This window comes from Streptomyces sp. NPDC030838 (assembly GCF_055572035.1).
This window is the reverse complement of sequence record NZ_JBVIED010000010.1, coordinates 177441-192566: the sequence shown is the minus strand read 5'-3', so window position 1 is coordinate 192566 and position 15126 is coordinate 177441. Positions and strand designations below refer to the sequence as shown.

Genomic DNA, 15126 nt, shown 5'->3' with positions numbered 1-15126 from the left:
GCCGGTTCAACGTTCCCGTCAGACGGCCTCCGCCTGCCACAGGTCCGGGCCGAAGACCTCGTAGCGGACGCGCCGCGGGGGAACGCCCTGCTCCAGCAGCGCGGACCGGACGGCGCGCATGAACGGCAGCGGGCCGCACAGGTACACGGTGGCGTCGGCGGGAACCGTCACCTCGGAGAGGTCCATCCGGCCGACGCGGGCGCCGGGCTCCGCGGCGCCGGGACGTTCGTACCAGAAGACGGCCTGTGCCCGGGGCAGACGGTCGGTCAGCTCCCGGGTCTCCGCGCGCAGGGCGTGGTCGTCGGGGGAGCGGTCGGCGTGCAGGACGAGGACGGGGCGCTCGGAGCCGGTCGCGGCGAGCCGGGCGAGCATCCCGACCAGGGGAGTGCAGCCGATGCCCGCCGAGACGAGGACGAGCGGGGTGTCGGCCTCGTCGAGGACGACATCGCCGACGGGCACGGAGAGGGTGAGTTCGTCGCCCACCCGGACGGTCCGGTGCAGGAGGTTCGACAGCTCGCCCTCGGGGGCGCCGTCGCCGCCCGCGACCCGCTTGACGGTGATGCGCCGCAGCTGGCCGCCCGGGTCGCAGGACAGGCTGTACTGGCGCAGCTGGCGCACCCCGTCCGGCATCGTCATCCGCACGCTCACGTACTGCCCGGCCCGGGCCGCCGGTGCGGGCCCGCCGTCGGCGGGCCGCAGCAGGAAGGAGACCACGTCGGAGGTCTCCTCGCGGCGTTCGACGACGGTCCACGGCCGCCAGATGTCGCCCGGCGCCACGCCCGCGGCCTGATAGAGCCGGGCCTCCCGGGCGATCAGCGCACCGGCCAGCAGCCAGTACACCTCGTCCCAGGCCGCCGCCACCTCCGGCGTCACCGCGTCGCCCAGCACCTCCGCGATCGCGCCGAACAGATACTTGTGGACGACCGTGTACTGGTCCTCGGTGACGCCGACGGCGGTGTGCTTGTGGGCGATCCGGTCCAGCAGCGCGTCGGGACGGGCCCCGGGATCCGCGACCAGCACGCTCGCGAAGCCCGCCACAGCCCCGGCCAGCGCCCGGCGCTGGGTGCCGACGGCCTGGTTGCCGCGGTTGAACATGCCGTCCAGCAGCTCCGGGCGGTCGCGGAACATCGTGTCGTAGAAGCGCTCGGTGATCGCGTCGAGCGCGCCGGCGACGGCGGGCAGGGTGGCGCGTATGACGGCGGCGGACTCTGCGGACAGCATGAAGCCTCCCGGGACGGGATGGAGAGGACAGGGGGACGGCCGCCGCGACGAGCGGCCGGCCGCCTCTGTATAGCAACCGGATCCGTCCCTTCCCGGCGGTTACGGGTCCCCGGCCGGCAACCGGGGACCAGCGGCCCACACAACAGGGACCTTCGGCCCCATGACCGAGGGCCGACCGGCCCCGCGGCCCGGGACGGAGAGGCCCGCCGGGTCCCGCCCACCGGCTCGCCGGGTCCCGCCCACCGGCCGGCTCGTACGAGGCCCATCGGCACCCCGCACCGGGCCTCTCGGCCCAAGCCGCCGGACACCCCGTGCCTGAACCTGGGGCCAGGTGCCGTACAGCGGCGAACCCGCCACGCCGCGACCGCCGCACGAGGAGGTGCAGTCATGACCACCACGACCACGCCCCGCATCACCCGGTCCCTGCCCGCCGAACACCGGGGCACGCTCATGAGCCTCGCCCGCGAGGTGGCCGTCCCGCAGGGCAGCCGGCTCTTCGACGAGGGCGGGCGGGCCGACCGCTTCTGGATCGTCCGCACCGGAACGGTCGCCCTCGACGTGCGGGTGCCCGGCCGGCGCCCGGCCGTCATCGAGACCCTGGGCTTCGGCGATCTCGTCGGCTGGTCCTGGCTGTTCCCGCCGCACGTGTGGCACCTGGGCGCCGAGGCGGTGACACCGGTGCGCGCCTGGGAGTTCGACGCCGGTCCCGTCCGGGAGCTGTGCCGCGACGACCCCCGGCTCGGCGAGTCGGTCGCGCACTGGGCCGGCCAGGTCCTCGCCCACCGCCTGCACGCGGCCCGCTCCCGCCTGCTCGACCTGTACGCCCCCTACGGCAGCGGGATCCCCGGCTGAACTCCCTGGCGCGGCCCGTGGGCGGAGGCGTGTCGTGGGGTGCGCAGAGTCCGCAGCACACGCCGGGAGAACAACGTGTCGCCGCTGACGCCGGATCAGAGCGCGGTGTGACGGAAGGCCCGCAGGGTCGCGGGCGGCGGGGCGTGCAGGGGATGGCGGCTGGGGTGGCCGGCGAGCAGGACGTAGAGCGGCGTGTGAGCGGCGTTGTCCAGGCCGAGCCGAGCTGCCAGCAGCGCGTCCGTGAACGTGCCGGTCTGGGCGGGGCCCAGGCCGAGGGCGGTCGCGGTGAGGGCGAAGGTCTGCCCCAGATGGCCCGCGTCGAGCAGGCAGACGCGATAGCAGCGCGCCGAGCCGTACCCGGCCTGCATCCGGTCGAGCCGGGCGACCAGGGCGACGAGGAAGGCGGCGCCGCCCGTCCACTCCTGCCCGGCGCACAGGCGTGCGGTCTCCTCGCCGGTGAGGCCGGGGGAGAGGAGCTCCAGGGAGTGCTCGCGCGCGTTGTAGTGGTACATGCCGGGATCGACACCGGTGACGTTCATCGCGCCGACGTAGACGTCAAGTTCCTGCCGGGCGCCGCCCTGCGGACTGGTACGCCGGTACAGGGCGCTGCGGCCGCAGTCGACGAAGTCCGTCGGGCCGAAGACGGTGGCGAGCAGGGCGGCCAGCACCTCCAGGGCCACCGGCCGGCCCGAGAAGTCACGGTGGGTGCGCCGGGCGTACAGCACCCGTCCGTACGGGGCGTCGAGTTCGGCGCGCCCGCGGGGCAGCATCAGCCGGTCGGCGTCCGGATAGCAGGTGAAGAGCGGAGGCTGCGGGCGGAACGCCGACAGGTGCCCGGTGGCTCCCCGGGGGCCGCCCTCGGCGCCCTCCGGCTGCTGGGTGCCGTAGTGGAAGAACGGCGCCTCGGGCGCCCACGGACCCCACCGGCGTGCGATGTGCTCGTCCCGCTGCGCCTCCTCGCTGTCCTCGTCCAGCAGCAGTCCGGCCGACCGCAGAGCGCGCACCGTCTCCTCCACCTCCTCCGGCCGGAGATGCCCGAGAGCCTTGACGGCGTCGGCGACATCGGTGAACTCCTCGAACACGTCCAGGACTTCCACCGCGACCGGTCGCAGTGCCGTGGGCGTGCCGTGCGGATAGGGATGCGCGATCAGCAGGCCCCGGCGCCAGTAGCAGGTCAGCCCGCGCGACCGCCGTAGACGCATGACACACCCCTCCAAGGCCGGGCGACGGGGGACGCGGACCCCCGCGAGGGGCGTCCGCCGCACCAGGAGACTCGACCCGACCGCGGCCGGCGCCGCTCACCCCCCGAAACCACCCGACCGAGCACACCGGTGTCGAACGCCCACGGGAACAGTCCGGCGTACGCCCCTGACGTTCACTGGGAGTGGTTCTGCGCGCCGCTCGTGTTGCGGATCATCCGCTGAAGCACCCTCAGCGCGGTGATGTAGTCCGCGTCGTCGATCCCCTCGTGGATGCGGTCACGGATGGCCGGGGCGTGCTTCTTCAACTCGGCCCTGGCGGCCTCGCCCGCCTCGGTGATCCACAGCCGCCCGTCGCCGTCGCGGGTGAGCCGGCCGCGCTCCAGCAGGACCTCCGCTTCGGCGGCCAGATCGTCCTCGGGTCTGAGGTAGGAGCTCATGGCCTGCCGCAGTTCCGGGAGTGTCATGCCGTGGCCGTCGGGGGAGAGGTCGTTCTCCGACAGGTTCCGCAACAGCCAGTACTGGGGCTGGGTGAATCCCAGCTCCGCCTGCCGGGCCCGAGTGAACGCGATGAGCGCCTCGTAGGCCACTCCGGTCCAGTAGGCGGCCGGCTGCGCGGCGAGTTCGGCGTCGGAGAAGTCCTGGGTCTGGCTCTGGGCCTGGGCCGCGGTCATGTCCGTACCCTCCTGGTGATCGATCTCTACGACGGCACCGTAGAAGGTCAACCAAGGTTGAGGTCAAGGACGTTGACCCGACGCGGCCCTCAGGGCCAGACGCCCGAGAAGTCGATCTCGCGGGCCCACTCGGGGTGGTCTATCAGCGGATTGCGGTTGCCCTGGATCTCCGCGATGGCCGCGTTGCGGTGCAGCTCGTAGTCGGTGACCGCCTCGCTCTCGTGCCACTGCAGCAGGACGGGCAGCCGGTCCTCGGGGAACTCGCGCTCGACATCGCCGACCTGGCCCGGGTAGCGGAGCAGGAAGTACAGGGTGGCGCGGGCGACCGCGCCCTTGCCCTCCTCCGGCTCGAACCCCACCTTCTCGCGCATACCGCAGGACTCGCGGACCACTTCGTCGAAGTTGGGGAAGTCGAAGTACGGGAAGTTGCCCCGGTAGCTGTTGCAGGCCACCTCGCAGGCGAAGAGGTGGTGCAGGTCGCCCCGCATCGGCTCCTTCTTGGCGAACCACGACTGCGGCACCACGTGCTCGCAGTTGAACGGCATCGACGCCTCCAGCGCGTCGAACTCCGCCTCGAACTCGGCCGGTCCCGCCGTGCTCTCCTGGAACAGGAGTTCCTGGACCCGGGCCAGCCGGGCCTCCGCCACGGCCGCGTCGGCCTGGATGAGCTCCTCGGCGGTGAAGGTCTTGCCCGAGTAGATGCTGCGCAGCTTGCCGTCCTTGTGCAGGTCCACCCATGGATAGACCAGCCGCATCGGCTTGTACCTGGGCTGCGGAGTGTGCGTTTCCGTCAGCAGCGTGGTCAGCGCGCGGCGCAGCGCGTCCGCGTCGCCGGTGCGGATGTCCGCGTAGTACGCGTCGCGTGCGGCGGCGTCGGCGGTCCGGTCGTAGTAGGGGCGTTCCTGGGCCAGCCGGTGGTTGACGAGGGCGGCCTCGACGTCCTTCCCGACCGCTGACACGATGTCCGTCCGCCCGGTGGGGGACGGCTGCGGGACCGTCACCGGTGTCGGCGTCGGCGGGGGTGCCGGCGCCACCGCGGGCAGCGGGGCGAAGAGGGTGACCGGCGACGACGAGGGCGTGTCGAAGCCGACGGTGATGCGCAGCGGGAGGGTGAGCCGGGCAGTGCCGTCGACCGCCTGTGCCTGCGCCTGTGGCTGTACCTGTGCCGGAGCCTGTTCCCGGGCCTGTGCGCCGTCGATCCCGGGGAGGGTGGGCGCGGGGGCGGAGGACGGCGCCGGGGCGCTCTCCATGGGGGAGAGTGCGAGCCCGGTGGTGAACACCTCGTCCCGCAGCCGGGCCGCCTCACCGGTCAGGGTCACCGCGTGCAGGGACTGCAGTACGCGGCTGATCCGCACGCCTTCGTTGGCCCGCCACGCCAGTTGCTGCTCGCCCATCTCCGGCCGCCACACCCCGCCGTCGACGCTCACCGGCCGGCCCTGGTCGTCGGTCTTCGGCACGGCCGAGTGGTGCAGCGCGATGACCTCCCACTGGTCGTTGAAGACGGGAGAACCCGACGAACCCTCACGGGTGTCGGACTCGTAGTGCAGGAACCGCTCCAGCACGTCGACGACCTGGTTGTCGCGCAGCGCGATCTGCTTGGGCTCGCCCCGAGGGTGCTGGATGATGTTGACGAACTCCCCGATGACGACCTTCCCCAGCGCCTCGCTCAGGGGCAGCAGGCCGAACGACGACAGCGCCTCGCCCTGCGTACCGCGCGGGGCGACCGCGACGAGGCTGTAGTCCAGCGCCCGGTCGGTGACGAAGAACCGGTGCGGCTCCAGCTGGAACACCGCCGGTACGAGCGGGCTGCCGTCGGCGCCGTCCTGGAACGCGAACGCCACCTTGCTGCGGCTCGCCTCCGGCGCGCCGCGCAGCACGTGGTTGTTGGTGAGCAGCAGGGAGGGGGACACCATGAAGCCGGTGCCGTGGCCGCCGCCCGGCCCGCTGATGGTGATCCGGCCGATCGAGTGGGAGGCCTGGACCCCCTTCTCCAGGAACGCGACGGGGGTGAGGTTGTTCCGCCCGATGAGGCGCTCCAGCCCCAGCACCTCACTGGTGAAGGCCTCCGGGGGCAGCGGGAGCGTGCTCCCCGCGCTGCTGGCGGGTTCCGTCGGCGTGTGCTCGATCGCCCGCGCCATGGCCCAGTCGGCGCCGAGACGGGCCAGCCGCTTCTCGACCCGCTCGGGAGTGTCCGCGTACAGCACGCCCCGCGTCTCGAGAACGGACTGGTTTCTCTCCCGTTCCTCGGTTCGCTTGGTGTAGCGTGCCGCGGCCATCGTCAGTTGCGTCAGATAGGCCGACTCTCGTTCGGTAGCGAGTTCCGCCGTGGCCATGATCCGCCTCCTGGCCTGCTCGATCGTGGCGGTGGTGTGGGGGCACGGTTCTTCCGGGGACAGGCGGGACGGCGTCCGGTGAAGGCGTCGGGCTCTGCCGCGGATGCGCGCGGACCATGTACGGCGCGGTGCTTTCGTACACGTTTGTACGGCGCGCTGCTTTTCGTACAGGTTTTCCTGTTACCGATGCTTCCAGATGTGGGATATGCACGCAAAAGGGCCGACGGGCAAAGCCGCAGCTGTGACGCAGTGATCACTGCGGGTCGCATTGCCGTCGTGGAGATCACCCGGAACCCGGAGATCGAGCACCGGCTGCGCACCGAACTCGCCGCCGTCTGCCAGGACCGGCCCCTGCGCTACGGCGACCTGGAGCAACTCCCTTACGCCCGACGGGACGTTGCAGGAGGCGATCCGCAAGTACGGGTAGCTCCCCCCCTCGGGAGCGCTCACCACCCGGTGAGCAGCAGATGGTTGAGGACAAGCGCGAGCAGCGCCTGAGCGGTGAGCCAGGTGCGGAGGGCTCGGGTGGGGCCGAGAGGCTGGGATCGGGTGAGGAACGCGCAGGACGCGAGCAGCCATGTCGTGAAGGGAAGCCAGATGCGTTCCGTCTCCGCCTTGCTCATGCCGGACAGGTCGGCGACCAGCAGGGCGAGGAGGGCGGCGGACAGGAGGAGCGCCAGACGGGCGTCGGCACCGGGGCCGCCGGGACGGGTGAGCGCGTCGGAGCGGTGGCGGACGAGCACCGCACCTGCCCGCCGCAGCCCCGCCGCCGTCGCCAGGCCGGTGCTGAGCACCGTGCAGGCCAGGTTGGCCCACACCCAGTAGCCGTAGGGCCGGATGCCGCCCACACCCTGGTGGTAGCGCGTGACGAGCAGGTGGTACGCCTCCCACCAGTCGAACCCGGCGAGCGTGAACGCCGTCGGGGCCACGGCCAGTCCGGCGAGCAGCGGCACCAGCAGCACCGGGCGCTCCCGGATCCCGTGGCGGCCGAGCGCCAGGACCGCGGCCGCGATCAGGGCGACGAGCGTGAGGCCGTACGACAGGTAGCAGGTCAGGCCGAACAGCAGCCCGGACGCTCCCGCCCACCAGAGGGACCGTCCGGTGACCGCCAGTGCGACCAGCGCCACCGCCCATGCCGCCACCGCCGCGAAGTACGCGTCGGCCGAGGTGCCCATCCACACCGCGGCCGGGGCCAGGACGAGGAACGGCGCCGCCCTGCGCGCGAGTGCCTCGTCGGCCAGGGCGCGGATCGTGACCAGCACGGCCACGCAGACCGTCGCCCCGACGGTGACGCACCACATCCCGGCCCAGCCCCCGCCCCGCAGCCCGATCCGGTCGAGCAGGACGAAGGCGAGCGGGGCCGCGGGCGGATGGCCGGCGATGTGGGCGGGCCAGTTGTCGGGGGAGTCGATGAGGATGTGCCGGGTGAAGTTCCGCAGGGCTGCCGGGATGTCGTGGAAGCGGTCGATGACCCGGAGGTACTCGTGGGGAGTGGTGAGCCGGCCGGCGATGCCCCGTTGCCAGCCGTCGACCAGGGCCAGGGAGAAGATCCACGCCAGGGCCGTGCCCCACGCCAGGAGCAGCAAGGCCCGCCAGGGGAGACGGGCCGCGAGGGTGGGGCCGTACGCCACCGTGGCGATCGCCACCAGGACGGCCGCCGGAGTGCCGGGGCCCACGTGAGGGTCCCATGACGCCAGCAGCGGGGGCCAGCCGACGAACAGGGTCCGACTGGTCTCCTCGATGTGGCGGCCGACCAGCGCGGCCACCGTCACGAGCAGTGCGGCGGCCCCGGCGGCGTACAGGTCACGGCGGAGGCCACGACGCTCGCCGGGGTGCGCGGCGCGGGGCCCGGCGGAGGGCGGGGTGCGGATCACACCGGAACGCTAGGGCGCGCGGCCGGGCGAGACCGCCGTCCGGGCTCGTTGTCAGCGTTTCGTCCTGGGTGGTGCACCCTTTCGCGGGGTGGTCGCGGCCTACCGTCGGGGCATGCGCGATCCCGACGCCCCACGGCTCTCCCCGCGAGCCGACTCACGGCTTCCCTTCTCGCCCGCCTTCTGGCGCAGCCCTCTGCGCGGCCCCTGGTTCACCTCGGTGCTGGGCCTGGTCCTGCTCGTCGGCATCACCGTGCTGTTCGTGACGGGCCTGGTCTCGTACGCCGCCTACAACCCGGACCTGTCGCCGGTGAACGACATGACCCCGGACAAGGGAGTCCTCGGCTTCTACCTCTTCGCCTGGCCGACGAACCCGCACTGGCTGTACCGGCTCAACCAGGGCGTCCACGTCACCCTCGGCATCACCCTCATCCCCGTCCTGCTCGCCAAGCTGTGGTCCGTGGTGCCGAGGCTGTTCGCGCTGCCGCCGGCCCGCTCGCTCGCGCACGCCCTGGAGCGGATCTCGCTGGTGCTGCTGGTAGGGGGCGGGCTGTTCGAGTTCGTGACCGGTGTGCTCAACATCCAGCTCGACTACGTCTTCCCCGGCTCCTTCTATCCGCTGCACTTCTACGGAGCGTGGGTGTTCTTCGCCGCGTTCGTCGCCCACGCGCTGCTGAAGGCGCCCACGGTGCTGCGCAGTCTGCGGCACCGGCGGGAGGACGACGAGGAGAAGAACGACCTGGTGTCCCCGCGCCCCGCCGAGCCGACCTTCTCCCGGCGGGGCGCCCTGTGGTTCGTCGGGGGCGGCTCGCTGCTGCTCTTCGCGACGACGGTGGGGCAGAACACCGACGGTCCGCTGCGGCGCACCGCCCTCCTCGCACCGCACGGCGGCGGGGACCCCGGCAGCGGCCCGAACGGCTTCCAGATCAACAAGACCGCCGCGTACGCCGGGATCGACGCGGCGCAGACGGGGGAGGACGCGTGGCGGCTCGTCGTGACGGGGCGCACGGGAACCGTCCGCCTCAGCCGGGCCCAGCTCGCCGGACTGCCCCTGACCAGTTCGGCGTTGCCCATCGCCTGCGTGGAGGGCTGGTCGACGTCGGACCTGTGGTGGCGCGGGGTGCGGCTGCGCGACCTCGCGGCCCTCGTCGGGTACGACGACCCGCCGGACGTGTTCGTCGAGTCCCTCCAGCGGCGCGGCGCCTTCCGCAGCGCCGCCCTGCGCGCCAACCAGGTGGCCGACCCGCGTTCCCTGCTCGCCTTGTACGTCAACGGCGAGGAGTTGTCCCCCGACCACGGCCACCCGGCACGGATCATCGTGCCCGCGGCGCCCGGTGTGCTGAACACCAAGTGGGTGGCCCGGCTGACGTTCGGAGACCTGTGATGCGTCCGCGGATCCGGATCGGCGGCCCCTTCCAACTCCTGCTGCTCACTGCTTCGTTCACTCTCGCCGCCTACGCGGGCGTGCGCCTTCTCGCCGACGACTGGTTCGGCGTGGCGCTGTGGTTCGTGGGCGCCGCACTGCTGCACGACCTCGTCCTGCTGCCCGTGTACACGGTCGCGGACCGGGCGGTCGTACGAGGTCTCGGCGCGGTCCGGCGCCGGGACTGGGTGCCGTACGCGCGCGTACCGGCGGCCCTGTCCGGGCTACTCCTTCTCGTCTGGTTCCCGCTGATCAGCGGGAACGTCGAGCGGCGCTACCGGTCCGGCACCGGGCTGCCGCCGGACGTGTTCCTCGCCCGCTGGCTGCTGATCACCGCCGTCCTGTTCGGCGGCTCCGCGCTGCTGCTGGCGCTGCGGCTGGCGCGGCCGCGCAGGGCGGCGAAGCGCCGTCCGCCGGCCGTCCGCTGACGACGTCCACCAGGGCGGTCCGGGCCGTCGGGCGTCCGGTGCGGAGACCGGCGGGGAGTTCAGCTCGGTGACCCGGGTGAGTCGGCTCCCGTGACCGCCGTGAACCGGGCCAGCCGTGCCGCGAAGCGGCTGTGCGGGGCCAGGGCGGCGACGGCGTGGGCGTCGGCGGCGGTGTCGACGTCGCGCAGGCACGGCAGGTCGCGCACCCGCAGACCGGCGGTGACGAGCCGGTCCCGCTGGACCGTTCCCGTCACGGGCGTCGACATGGGCACGCCCCGCAGCAGGGCGGGATCCGGGCGCGCCAGGCCGAGGGCCCAGAAGCCGCCGTCCTCGGCGGGGCCGAAGCAGGCGTCGTAGCCGGCGAAGTCCACGGTGAGCAGCTCCGGCGTCACCTGCGGGGTGTCCATACCGATGAGCAGGGCCGGGCCGGCGCAGCCGGCGAAGGCGTCCGCAAGCCGCTCGTCCAGCCCGCCCGCGCACTGCGGTACGACGTCGAAGCCGGGCGGCAGCCACGGGCCGGAGGTGCCGTCGAGGACGAGGACGCGCCGGGAGGCGGGCGTGGCCGCCACGGCGTGCAGGGTGTCCGCGAGAGCCGCCTCGGCCAGCTCCGCCGCCTGCACGGGCGTGAACGGCGGGGTGAGCCGGGTCTTGACCCGGCCCGGCAGCGGCTCCTTGGCGATGACGAGGAGCGTGGTCGACGCACGCGACGCACTCGGCGCACTCGGCGTACTCGACGAGCTTGACGCACTTGACGGACTCAACGGACGGTTCCTCCTCCGTGCGCGGGTGGCTCGCTCAACACGCGGCTCATGTCCCGTACGGCCTGCCAGGTGCCGCGCCAGGTGCCCGTCACCTTCGACGCCCCGGTACGCGGCAGGTACGGCACGTCGTGTTCGGCGATCCGCCAGCCGGCGTCGGCCGCGCGGACGACCATCTGGAGCGGATAGCCGCTGCGCCGGTCGGTGAGGCCGAGGGCGAGCAACGGCTCGCGGCGGGCGGCGCGCAAGGGACCGAGGTCGTGCAGGCGCAGCCCGGTGCGGCGGCGCAGCATCCGCGCCAGCGCGAGGTTGCCGACGCGGGCGTGCGCGGGCCACGCGCCCCGGCCCTGCGGACGCCGTCGGCCGAGCACCAGGTCGGCCTCGCCGCCGCGTACTTCGCGTACGAAGGGCACGAGCAGCGACGGATCGAGGGAGCCGTCGCAGTCGCAGAAGCACACCACGTCGGCGGTGGCGGCGGTCAGCCCGGCGTGGCAGGCGGCGCCGAAGCCCCGGCGCGGCTCGTGCACGACGGTCGCGCCGCGTGCGCGGGCGACCCGGGCCGAGCCGTCGGTGGAACCGTTGTCGACGACGAGCGCGCGCCAGCCCGGCGGAATCCGTTCGAGCACCCAGGGAAGGGCCTCGGCCTCGTTCAGGCAGGGCAGCACCACATCGACGTCCGAAGGTGTCGTCGTCACGGGCTCACCACCGCGGCCTCACACGCCCCGCATGCCGGCCCGCGCGAACTCCGCCATGCCGTCCGCGAATCCGACCCCAGGCCTCCACCCCAGCTCGGCCCGCAGGCGCGACGAGTCCGCGGTGATGTGCCGGACGTCCCCCAGCCGGTACTCGCCGGTGACGACGGGCTCGGGCCCGCCGTACGCGGCGGCCAGCGCCCGCGCCATCTCGCCGACGGTGTGCGGCTCACCGCTGCCGGTGTTGTACGGCGTGAGCACACCCCGCGCGGCCTCCGCCTCCAACGCCAGCGCGTTGGCCGCCGCCACGTCCCGGACGTGCACGAAGTCCCTCCGCTGCCGCCCGTCCTCGAACACGCGCGGTGCCGCGCCCCGGGCGAGCGCTGATCGGAACAAGGAGGCGACACCGGCGTACGGGGTGTCGCGCGGCATTCCGGGCCCGTACACGTTGTGGTAGCGCAGCGACACCGCCGATCCGCCGGTGCAGCGGGCCCAGGCGGCGGCCAGGTGCTCCTGGGCGAGCTTGGTCGTCGCGTACACGTTCCGGGGATCGGCCGGGGCGTCCTCGCCGACGAGGCCGGGGGAGAGGTCGTTCCCGCACACCGGGCAGGTGGGCTCGAACCGGCCCGCGTCGAGATCGGCGACGGCCCGCGGCCCGGGCCGTACGACCCCGTGCCGCGGGCACTCGTACCGCCCCTCCCCGTAGACGACCATCGACCCGGCCAGCACGAGGCGCGTGACTCCCGCCTCCGCCATGGCGGCGAGCAGCACGGCGGTGCCCAGGTCGTTGCGCGAGACGTACTCCGCCGCGTCGGCGACCCCGTCGCCGAGCCCGACCATCGCCGCCTGGTGGCACACGGCGTCCACACCCGACAGCGCCCGGCCGACGGCCGCCGCGTCCCGCACATCGGCGCCGGGATCCTCCCGGACGTCGAACACGACCGGCTCGTGCCCGCGCGCCGCGAGCACCTCGACCACATGGGACCCGATGAACCCGGCACCGCCGGTGACCAGTACCCGCATACGGCCCCGCCGGGCCCGCGCCGACACCGCGCCACACACGCCGACCGCCGGGAACCGGGCCTCGTCCCTACGCCGGCGCCTGCTCGGCGACGGCCCCGTGGCGCACCGAGCAGTGCAGCGAGTCCTCCCGTACGTCGGCGACGATCGTGTCCCCGGGGTCCGCCTCGCCGCCGAGGAGCAGGGAGGCGACGCGGTTGTCGAGTTCCGCCTGGATGGTGCGACGCAGCGGACGGGCCCCGAACTCCGGCTGGTAACCGTGGGCGACCAGCAGCTTCCTGGCCGCCTCGGTGACCTCCAGCTCCATGCCCTGGGCATGGACGCGGTGCCTGCTCTGGTCCAGGAGATGTTCGACGATCCGGGTGAGATCCCGCTCGCTGAGACGGTGGAAGACGATGATGTCGTCGATCCGGTTGAGGAACTCCGGCAGGAACCGCCCGCGCAGATCCTCCATCAGCTCGTCCTTCAGCCCGGCCGCGTCGCCCTGGTGGGCGAGGATGCGATGGGCACCGATGTTGGACGTCATGATGACGACGCAGTGGCGGAAGTCGACCGTGCGGCCCTGTGCGTCGGTGAGCCGGCCGTCGTCGAGGATCTGGAGCAGCGTGTTGAAGACGTCCGGGTGCGCCTTCTCCACCTCGTCGAACAGCACCACGCTGTACGGCCGGCGCCGGACCTGCTCGGTGAGCTGGCCGGCCTCCTCGTAGCCGACGTAGCCGGGAGGCGCGCCGACCAGCCGGGCCACCGTGTGCTTCTCCTGGAACTCGCTCATGTCGAACCGGATCATGCGGCTCTCGTCCCCGAACAGCAGCTCGGCGAGCGTCTTGGCGAGTTCCGTCTTGCCCACGCCCGTGGGCCCGAGGAAGAGGAAGGAACCGACGGGGCGGTCCGGGTCGCCCATGCCCGCGCGGCTGCGGCGTACCGCCTGCGAGACCGCGGTGACCGCCTCGTCCTGGCCGACGATCCTGGCGTGCATCTCCTCCTCCAGCCTCAGCAGCCGTTCCCTCTCGCTGGCGGTGAGCTGGGAGACCGGGATGCCCGTGCGCCGCGAGACGATGTCGGCGATGTCGGAGGCCGTGACCGAGACGACCCCCTCCCGCCGCTCCTCGATGCCCGCCAGCTCCTCCTCCACCTCGGCGATCTGCTGCTTCAGCTCCGACGCCCGCTCGAACTCCTCGTTCGTGACCGCCTGGTCCTTCTCGCGCCGCAGCTTCGCCAGCCGGTCCTCGAGACCGACCACCTCGGTGGACCGGGCCGCGCCGCGCAGCCGTACCCGGGCGCCGGCCTGGTCCATGAGGTCGATGGCCTTGTCGGGCAGGAACCGGTCGCTGATGTAGCGGTCCGACAGTTCCGCCGCGGCCGTCAGCGCCCCGTCGGCGAAGCGCACCTGATGGTGTGCCTCGTACGCGTCCCGCAGCCCCTCGAGGATCTGCACCGTCTCCTCGACCGTCGGCTCGGGGACCAGCACGGGCTGGAAGCGGCGTTCGAGCGCGGCGTCCTTCTCGATGTACCTGCGGTACTCGTCGATCGTCGTCGCGCCGACCACATGCAGCTCCCCGCGGGCGAGGGCGGGCTTGAGCATGTTGCCCGCGTCCATCGAGCCCTCGCCGGCCGCGCCGGCGCCCACCACCGTGTGCAGTTCGTCGATGAAGAGGACGATGCCCCCGCCGGCCTCCCTGACGTCCTCGATGACCTTCTTCAGCCGTTCCTCGAACTGCCCGCGGTACTGCGCGCCGGCCACCATGCCGGACAGGTCCAGCGAGACCACCCGCTTGCCCTTCAGGACGTCGGGCACCTCGCCCGCCACGATGCGCTGGGCCAGCCCCTCGACGATGGCGGTCTTCCCGACGCCGGGTTCGCCGATGAGCACGGGGTTGTTCTTGGTGCGCCGCGACAGGATCTCGATGGTCTGCTCGATCTCCTCGGCCCGCCCGACCACCGGGTCGAGCCGGCCCGCCCTCGCCTCCTCGGTCAGGTCCCTGCCGAACTCGTCGAGGGTCGTGGCCGGCTCCCGCACGGCGGGGGACCTGCCCTCCGGGCGGGCCGCCTGGTCCGTGAGGCCGCGCAACTGCCGTACATCCAGGTCTTCGGCGCGCAGCAGACGACCGGCGCCGGAGTCGGGGTCGCCGAGGAGCGCGCCGAGGATGTGCTCGGGTCCGATGTAGGAGACCCCGGCCGCCCGCGAGGTGGCGTAGGCCGCCGCGAGCGTGCGCTTCGCCGCCGGGGTGAGACCGGGTTCCGCGGCCGGCTCGCCCGACTCCGTGGGGAGCACCTTGGCGATCCGGGCCGCGAGTGCCTCGGGGTCGACGCCGCCCTCGGCCAGCAGCCTGCGGGCCGGGTCGACCTGCGTGGCCGCCCAGAGCAGATGCTCGGTGTCGAGGTCGGACGTGCCGTCCTCGGCCGCCTTCCGGGCGGCCAGGCCGAGGAGTTCGTGCGACGACTCGGTCAGCAGCCGCCCGATCGGCACCCGCTGCACGGCCGGGGGAGACGACGCCGGCGACATTCCGAAGAACCGGTTCAGGAGATCGCTGAACGGATCGGACGAACCAAAGGGCGAACCGAACGCCATCGACATGTGAGCTCTCCGTGGATCAGCGGTGACCCTGCCCAGCCTGGAGGACAGGGCGTCGACCGGCCCGTCCTGTGTGGCGTAAG

12 protein-coding genes are annotated in these 15126 nt (G+C 73.0%); 3 read left to right on the top strand and 9 right to left on the bottom strand.

Annotated features, from left to right (window positions below; all coding sequences use genetic code 11):
* Positions 1 to 18: 18 nt before the first annotated feature.
* The gene (locus ACZ42A_RS25145) at positions 19 to 1221 is read right to left on the bottom strand and encodes a globin domain-containing protein (protein WP_468529497.1); all 1203 of its coding nucleotides are present in this window, start codon (positions 1219 to 1221) and stop codon (positions 19 to 21) included.
* Positions 1222 to 1608: 387 nt separating this feature from the next.
* On the opposite strand from ACZ42A_RS25145, the gene ACZ42A_RS25140 reads away from it, so the two are divergent.
* Positions 1609 to 2073, top strand: coding sequence for a cyclic nucleotide-binding domain-containing protein (locus tag ACZ42A_RS25140; protein WP_468529496.1), 465 nt, complete (start codon positions 1609 to 1611; stop codon positions 2071 to 2073).
* 95 nt (positions 2074 to 2168) lie between these two features.
* Here ACZ42A_RS25140 and ACZ42A_RS25135 read toward each other — a convergent pair whose 3' ends face one another.
* The 4 genes from ACZ42A_RS25135 to ACZ42A_RS25120 all read right to left on the bottom strand — a co-directional run bounded on the left by ACZ42A_RS25135 (position 2169) and on the right by ACZ42A_RS25120 (position 8153).
* The gene (locus ACZ42A_RS25135; protein WP_468529495.1) at positions 2169 to 3275 is read right to left on the bottom strand and encodes a SagB/ThcOx family dehydrogenase; all 1107 of its coding nucleotides are present in this window, start codon (positions 3273 to 3275) and stop codon (positions 2169 to 2171) included.
* A 173-nt stretch (positions 3276 to 3448) separates the two neighbouring features.
* Entirely contained in the window at positions 3449 to 3946 is a 498-nt protein-coding gene (locus ACZ42A_RS25130; protein WP_468529494.1) for a MarR family transcriptional regulator, read from the bottom strand.
* 89 nt (positions 3947 to 4035) lie between these two features.
* On the bottom strand, positions 4036 to 6279 hold the full coding sequence (locus ACZ42A_RS25125) for an endonuclease (RefSeq protein WP_468529493.1): 2244 nt from the start codon (positions 6277 to 6279) through the stop codon (positions 4036 to 4038).
* A gap of 446 nt (positions 6280 to 6725) precedes the next feature.
* The gene (locus ACZ42A_RS25120) at positions 6726 to 8153 is read right to left on the bottom strand and encodes a hypothetical protein (protein ID WP_468529492.1); all 1428 of its coding nucleotides are present in this window, start codon (positions 8151 to 8153) and stop codon (positions 6726 to 6728) included.
* A gap of 112 nt (positions 8154 to 8265) precedes the next feature.
* Here ACZ42A_RS25120 and ACZ42A_RS25115 point away from each other — a divergent pair, with 112 nt between their 5' ends.
* Positions 8266 to 9534 carry a molybdopterin-dependent oxidoreductase gene (locus ACZ42A_RS25115; protein ID WP_468529491.1) on the top strand — a complete coding sequence of 423 codons (1269 nt, stop codon included), beginning with the start codon at positions 8266 to 8268 and terminating at the stop codon, positions 9532 to 9534.
* Positions 9534 to 10001, top strand: coding sequence for a hypothetical protein (locus tag ACZ42A_RS25110; protein ID WP_468529490.1), 468 nt, complete (start codon positions 9534 to 9536; stop codon positions 9999 to 10001). Before ACZ42A_RS25115 ends, ACZ42A_RS25110 begins: the two co-directional genes overlap by 1 nt.
* 59 nt (positions 10002 to 10060) lie before the next feature.
* On the opposite strand, the gene ACZ42A_RS25105 is transcribed toward ACZ42A_RS25110, so the two are convergent.
* The 4 genes from ACZ42A_RS25105 to ACZ42A_RS25090 all read right to left on the bottom strand — a co-directional run bounded on the left by ACZ42A_RS25105 (position 10061) and on the right by ACZ42A_RS25090 (position 15046).
* Entirely contained in the window at positions 10061 to 10681 is a 621-nt protein-coding gene (locus ACZ42A_RS25105) for a TIGR04282 family arsenosugar biosynthesis glycosyltransferase (RefSeq protein WP_468529617.1), read from the bottom strand.
* 77 nt (positions 10682 to 10758) lie between these two features.
* Positions 10759 to 11454 (bottom strand): glycosyltransferase family 2 protein, encoded by a 696-nt coding sequence (locus tag ACZ42A_RS25100; RefSeq protein WP_468529489.1) that lies wholly within the window; start codon positions 11452 to 11454, stop codon positions 10759 to 10761.
* Between the two features lie 18 nt (positions 11455 to 11472).
* Positions 11473 to 12474 carry an NAD-dependent epimerase/dehydratase family protein gene (locus ACZ42A_RS25095; protein ID WP_468529488.1) on the bottom strand — a complete coding sequence of 334 codons (1002 nt, stop codon included), beginning with the start codon at positions 12472 to 12474 and terminating at the stop codon, positions 11473 to 11475.
* 67 nt (positions 12475 to 12541) lie between these two features.
* On the bottom strand, positions 12542 to 15046 hold the full coding sequence (locus ACZ42A_RS25090) for an ATP-dependent Clp protease ATP-binding subunit (protein WP_468529487.1): 2505 nt from the start codon (positions 15044 to 15046) through the stop codon (positions 12542 to 12544).
* Positions 15047 to 15126: the final 80 nt, after the last annotated feature.

Bases quoted from the DNA above. Each gene is read 5' to 3' on its own strand.
- ACZ42A_RS25095 (WP_468529488.1), bottom strand. From the start codon at position 12,474: ATGCGGGTACTGGTCACCGGCGGTGCCGGGTTCATCGGGTCCCATGTG.
- ACZ42A_RS25110 (WP_468529490.1), top strand. From the start codon at position 9,534: ATGCGTCCGCGGATCCGGATCGGCGGCCCCTTCCAACTCCTGCTGCTC.
- ACZ42A_RS25140 (WP_468529496.1), top strand. From the start codon at position 1,609: ATGACCACCACGACCACGCCCCGCATCACCCGGTCCCTGCCCGCCGAA.
- ACZ42A_RS25125 (WP_468529493.1), bottom strand. From the start codon at position 6,279: ATGGCCACGGCGGAACTCGCTACCGAACGAGAGTCGGCCTATCTGACG.
- ACZ42A_RS25130 (WP_468529494.1), bottom strand. From the start codon at position 3,946: ATGACCGCGGCCCAGGCCCAGAGCCAGACCCAGGACTTCTCCGACGCC.
- ACZ42A_RS25135 (WP_468529495.1), bottom strand. From the start codon at position 3,275: ATGCGTCTACGGCGGTCGCGCGGGCTGACCTGCTACTGGCGCCGGGGC.
- ACZ42A_RS25090 (WP_468529487.1), bottom strand. From the start codon at position 15,046: ATGTCGATGGCGTTCGGTTCGCCCTTTGGTTCGTCCGATCCGTTCAGC.
- ACZ42A_RS25115 (WP_468529491.1), top strand. From the start codon at position 8,266: ATGCGCGATCCCGACGCCCCACGGCTCTCCCCGCGAGCCGACTCACGG.
- ACZ42A_RS25145 (WP_468529497.1), bottom strand. From the start codon at position 1,221: ATGCTGTCCGCAGAGTCCGCCGCCGTCATACGCGCCACCCTGCCCGCC.